Source organism: Paracoccus haeundaensis, assembly GCF_006239215.1.
In the GTDB taxonomy this organism is placed as follows: Bacteria; Pseudomonadota; Alphaproteobacteria; order Rhodobacterales; family Rhodobacteraceae; genus Paracoccus; species Paracoccus marcusii.
This window is the reverse complement of record NZ_VDDC01000080.1, coordinates 1-3,984: the sequence shown is the minus strand read 5'-3', so window position 1 is coordinate 3,984 and position 3,984 is coordinate 1. Positions and strand designations below refer to the sequence as shown.

The 3,984-nt window shown below is 71.8% G+C and carries 6 protein-coding genes; 3 read left to right on the top strand and 3 right to left on the bottom strand.

Going from position 1 to position 3,984, the window contains the following annotated elements:
• Positions 1-210: hypothetical protein (locus tag FHD67_RS20655; RefSeq protein ID WP_218062372.1), on the bottom strand; the 210-nt coding region annotated here is incomplete at its 3' end.
• A gap of 70 nt (positions 211-280) precedes the next feature.
• On the bottom strand, positions 281-1,549 hold the full coding sequence (locus tag FHD67_RS19915) for a S8 family serine peptidase (protein WP_139599820.1): 1,269 nt from the start codon (positions 1,547-1,549) through the stop codon (positions 281-283).
• 162 nt (positions 1,550-1,711) lie between these two features.
• On the opposite strand from FHD67_RS19915, the gene FHD67_RS19910 reads away from it, so the two are divergent.
• The 3 genes from FHD67_RS19910 to FHD67_RS19900 all read left to right on the top strand — a co-directional run bounded on the left by FHD67_RS19910 (position 1,712) and on the right by FHD67_RS19900 (position 3,633).
• The gene (locus tag FHD67_RS19910) at positions 1,712-2,227 is read left to right on the top strand and encodes an RNA polymerase sigma factor (RefSeq protein WP_198143101.1); all 516 of its coding nucleotides are present in this window, start codon (positions 1,712-1,714) and stop codon (positions 2,225-2,227) included.
• A 24-nt stretch (positions 2,228-2,251) separates the two neighbouring features.
• Positions 2,252-2,956, top strand: coding sequence for an anti-sigma factor family protein (locus FHD67_RS19905; protein ID WP_045999828.1), 705 nt, complete (start codon positions 2,252-2,254; stop codon positions 2,954-2,956).
• Positions 2,957-3,021: 65 nt separating this feature from the next.
• Positions 3,022-3,633, top strand: a complete 612-nt coding sequence (locus FHD67_RS19900) for a hypothetical protein (protein ID WP_139599819.1) — start codon at positions 3,022-3,024, stop codon at positions 3,631-3,633.
• On the opposite strand, the gene FHD67_RS19895 is transcribed toward FHD67_RS19900, so the two are convergent.
• A partial coding sequence (locus FHD67_RS19895) for a UDP binding domain-containing protein (protein WP_281282466.1) occupies positions 3,634-3,984 on the bottom strand: 351 nt, incomplete at its 5' end. It lies immediately after the preceding gene.

The window sequence follows — 3,984 nt, the reverse complement described above, 5'->3', positions numbered from 1 at the left end:
GCCCCGACCACTGCCACCCCGGCCGCTGTTGCCGCGACCGCTGCCGCCCCGGCCGCTGCCGCCGCCGCGACCGCTGGCGCCGCTGGCATGGGCCGCCCCGAACCCGACCAGGGTGGGGGCGGCATAGATCGCGCCGGCGGCCCCTGCGGCCAGCCCCAGCTTGGCCAGAAGGCCGCGACGCGAGAGGCGGATATCGGACGTATCGGACATGGGCTTCTTCCTTTGTGTTGCCGGAACCGGTCCTGTCCGGTTCATGGATGCAACGGGCCGGCGGGGCGGCTTATTCCCCGCTGACGGAAAGAATCTGCGATTCTGCCTCGGGGCAGGCCGACGGCGACGCGACCATGCCGTGGCCGAACACCGGGTCGCGGCCCGGTGCGCCCAGATCGGCGGCGCAGCGGAACAACCGGTCGCGCGCATCCGTCGCGCTCAGCCCGTCGCGCGCCATGCCAAGCGCCAGCGCCGCCGACACGAAGGGCGCGGCATACGATGTCCCCGACCGCAGCCGCCCCCCCTCGATCGAGGCGGCGGTCCACAGGTTCACCCCCGGCGCGGCCAGCGCGACATGCGGACCCCGCGCCGCCTGGCGATAGGGGGCACGGTCGGCATCGACGGCAGTGACGGCGATCACCTCGGGCCAGGCGGCGGGAAAGGCGGGGGCGGCGCCCGGCCCGCCGTTCCCCGCGGCCGCGACCAGGCCGATGCCCGCATCGCGCGCCTCGACCACGACCTGGCGCAACACGGGGTTCGCGGGGCCGGAAAAGGACATGTTGATGACCTGCACCCGCGCCTGGATCAGCACGTCCAGCGCGTTCAGCAACGAGAACGCATCCGCCGCCGCCCCGTCGGCGCGGCTGTGGAACGCCTCGACCGCGATCAGGTCGGCACGCGGCAGCAGGCCGGGGGCGCGACCCTGCGCGTTGCCGATCAGAAGGGCCGCGACGGCGGTGCCATGCCGGCGCCCCGCCGCGTTCCGCCCGTCCAGGTCGACCTGGTTCACGCGCAGCGACTGGCCGCGCAACGCGGGATGGTCGGGATTGACGCCCGTGTCGATCATGCCGATCCGCGGCCGGGCCTGCAGATCGGCAGGGCGCCAGCCGATCATCTGCTGGGCCGCGCAGTCCGCGCCGTCGCAAGTCAGGTCGTCGGGGCGATAGAGCGAATTCAGCGCCGCGGTCGATCCGGGCAGCAGGCGGGCGATCTCTGCCCGGGCCTGTGCCGGGTTGCGGCCCGGCGGCAGGCGCAGCCGGGCGGCGCGGCGGGCCAGCGTCGCGTTGTCGCGCTGCGACAGCACGTCATAGCCTGCCGCCTGCAGCGGCTGCAGGCTTTGTCCCGGCGCCAGGATCACGACCATCTCGGGACGGGCAGGCGCGCGGCGCCGTCGCTGGCGCGCCGGGCGCGACACCGATGCCCGCCCCGACGGCGCGCTGGCATCGGACGCGCGGGCCGTGCCGGTCCCGATCAGCGTCGGCGTCGCATAGGCCAACCCGGCCGCCAGTCCCATCCGGGTCAGCAGCGCGCGGCGGGTGGTCGGGGCGTCTTGGGTCATTGGCGGGTCCTTGATGCGATCGGGTCGGGTCATGGAAACGGTCGGCGGGGCTAGTCTATTCCCATCGGCCCGCTGCGCGCACTTTTCTTTCGCGTGCGATGGAATAAAAGCGAAGGGGCCACGTTTCAAGGTCAACCAAGACCGCAAGGGGGGACCCTGTCCGTGACCGATGACCTGCGCGCCCAGATGATCGCGCTGCTGCCCCGCCTGCGGTCCTTTGCCCGCGGCCTGTCGGGCCAGCACGCGCTGGCCGACGACCTGGTGCAGATCACCGTCGAGAAGGCGTTGCGAAACCTGGACGCCTTCGTGCCGGGGACGCGGATGGACAGCTGGCTGTTCCGCATCCTGCGCAACAGCTTCATCGACCATGTACGCGCCCGGCGGGACACCGACAGCCTGGACGATGACGACGCCATGCCTCTTGTGGGCCAGGACGGCCGCGAGGTGACCGAGATCCGCCTGCATCTGGCCGATGTGCGTCGCGCCATGAGCCGCCTGCCCGAGGATCAGCGCGTCGTGCTGATGCTGGTCTGCGTCGAGGGCATGCGCTATCGCGAGGCCGCGCTGGCGCTGGACGTGCCGTTGGGCACGGTGATGAGCCGCCTCGGCCGCGCCCGCGCGGCCCTGGCGCAGGCGCTGCAGGACGATCCCGCCCTGCTGTCGGCCAGGCTGGGCTGAAGCAATCCGCAAAGGCATGATCCGATGACCCGTATCGACCCCCCGATTGATCCCAACAACGAGAGCGACGAGATGCTGATGGCCCTGGCGGATGGCGAACTGGACGAGGCCACCGCCGAACGCCTGTGGCGGCGGATCGAGACCGACCCGGCCTTGGCTGACCGCTTCGCGCTGTTCGCCGATACCCGTCATGGCCTGCAGGCGGCCTATCCTCCGGAACCCGTGCCCGACCGGCTGATCGCGACCGTCATGGCGGGCACGCCTGCCTCCGATCCGGTCGTCGTGCCGTTCAGGCGCCGGTTGTCTGCGCGGCCGATGGCGGCCTGGGCAATGGCCGCGTCGCTGGTCCTGGCAGTGGGCCTGGGTGGGTTCCTCGCCGGCCGGGCGACGCCCCCTGCGGGCGCCACCCTGCAGCAGGCGGCGGCCGCCCTGGCGCAGGTGCCGACGGGGGGCGAGGCTGCCCTGCCGGGCGGGGCGGTGGCGCGGGCGCTGGCCAGCTATGACACCGACCTGGGTCTGTGCCGTCTGATCGAGGCGGGCGCGGAACGTGCGCTGATGTGTCGCGACCAGGGCGACTGGTCGGTGGCGCTGGCGGTGCCGGGCGCGGGGCAGGACGCCTATCTGCCCGCGTCGGACCTGGGAACCGGCCTGATCGACGCCGCGCTGGACGATCTGGGGGCGGGGCCGGCGCTGGACCCCGCGGCCGAGGCTGCCGCCCTGTCTGACTGATCCCGCCATGGAACATCCGGCCCGCGGGTCGTGTTGGGGGGCCTTGAGGAAAGGCCGGGTGGGGCATGTGGGACTGGATATCTGAGAACAGCGGGCTGGTTCAGGCCGGAATGGCGGCGGTCACGGCGCTGGTCTGGATGGTGTATCTGCACATCATCGTGTCGGGCCTGCGCCGCCAGCGCCGGACCGAGATCCTGATCCAGCTGGGCGGTGCGCGGAACCTGTCCGCACGCATCCTGGTCAGCAACCTTGGGTTCGAGCCGATCTATGTGCTGGAGATCATGCTGACCGTCTGGACCGCCAGCGGAGAGCGCATGTCCTCGGTCGCCGACCGGACCGAGATCGCGCAGGGCCAGCACGCCACCCCGCGCGAGGCGACGCTGCAGGGACCGCTGAAAAGCAGGGATCACGTCGATATCGGCAGCGTGCTGGACCTGCTGGACCGCGCCCGCCACCGCAGCTTCGACGCGCTGGAGCCCGGCGACATCCGCGAGGTCGAGGTGACGGTGGCAGCCATCACCGCCGCCGACAGCCGCATCGCCGCCGCCGCCCGCCGTTTCGCGATGAAGGGAGAGGGCGACGACATGTCGCTGTGTCCGCAGAACCTGTATGCACGCCAGATCCGGTCGCGCTGGCGCCGCCGCCAGATCGAGGCCAAGCTGCGCGAGCGTCTGTGATCAGTCCCCGCCGAACAGATCGCGGGTGAACACGCGGTCGGCCACGTCCTGCAGGTCCGGGGTCAGGCGGTTCGCCACGATCAGGTCGGCGCGCGCCTTGAACGCGGCCAGGTCGCGGATCACCTCGGACCCGAAGAACCGCGCGTCGGGAAGGGCGGGTTCGAACACCACGACCTCAAGCCCCTTTGCCTTCAATCGCTTCATGATGCCTTGGACGGCGGATTGGCGGAAATTGTCGGACCCGGCCTTCATCACCAGGCGATGGATGCCCACCACCTGCGGCCTGCGCGCCAGGATGGCGTCGGCGATCACGTCCTTGCGGGTCCGGTTCGCCTCGACCACCGCGGCGAT